Annotated in this window: 1 protein-coding gene; it reads left to right on the top strand. The window is 54.7% G+C overall.

Annotation, left to right across the window (positions count from 1 at the left end; genetic code table 11):
- Positions 1–34: 34 nt before the first annotated feature.
- Positions 35–679 (top strand): hypothetical protein, encoded by a 645-nt coding sequence (locus E1189_RS00835; protein WP_155158231.1) that lies wholly within the window; start codon positions 35–37, stop codon positions 677–679.
- The last annotated feature ends 65 nt before the right edge of the window (positions 680–744 follow it).

Raw genomic sequence — 744 nt, 5'->3', positions numbered from 1 at the left:
GCCTTGAAATTGTGCTTGCGCGTGAGGGGGGGTGATGGCTCTTGTCTGGAAGCAACAGGGTTACAGGCAGGTGGGTGTGAATGATCCTGCCGTCAGCCCGTACTGCAAATGCTGGATTAAACAGGGCGATACGGTTGTTGTCGGGGTTATTGCTGAGGGTACATCGAAAGAGCTGGCTGCCAACTGGAATAGCCCGTTTGAGGGCGACGCCGTTGGTTCTAAATTCTCAAAGTCTGGGGGATTGCTGCAATCTGGTTCACTGACTGAATCCACTCGAGGTGTGACCACGATCACCACAATGGCTTCTCAGCAGGTGTGGGAAGGTAATGCCCCCCATGCGTTTAACGTATCGCTTCAGCTTTACGCTCTGGCTGACCCAAAGGTTGAGGTCATGGATGCACTGATGGAGTTGGAGCGCATGGCAACACCGGAAGTCCAAGCAGTCTCGCCAGTTGGCGGGCAAACTGCTGATGGTCGGCGACTTGGCCGTGTTCCCCAAACCGTTTTTATCAATATTGGGCGTAACGTGGTCTATGGCCCGTGCGTGATTGAGAGTTTACAGCAGCCTTTGGATGCTCCCCGCTCCAGCGATGGGTATCTGATGGAGGCGCTTGTGAATCTCACCATTCAGTCAGAAACCATGCTCAACCGCTCGCAGATCGCAGGTACGTATGGATAGGGAGTCGCGTTTCACCCCCCCCTACAGTCCATAAGGGGGGGCACGAAATGTTCCCCCCTCATGTG

This window comes from Parendozoicomonas verongulae (assembly GCF_009711465.1).
Classification (GTDB): domain Bacteria; phylum Pseudomonadota; class Gammaproteobacteria; order Pseudomonadales; family Endozoicomonadaceae; genus Sansalvadorimonas; species Sansalvadorimonas verongulae.
The sequence above is the reverse complement of the archived record's forward strand: the minus strand, read 5'-3'. Positions and strand labels throughout refer to the sequence as shown.

Coding starts and splice junctions, on each gene's coding strand:
- E1189_RS00835 (WP_155158231.1), top strand. CDS start 35: ATGGCTCTTGTCTGGAAGCAACAGGGTTACAGGCAGGTGGGTGTGAAT.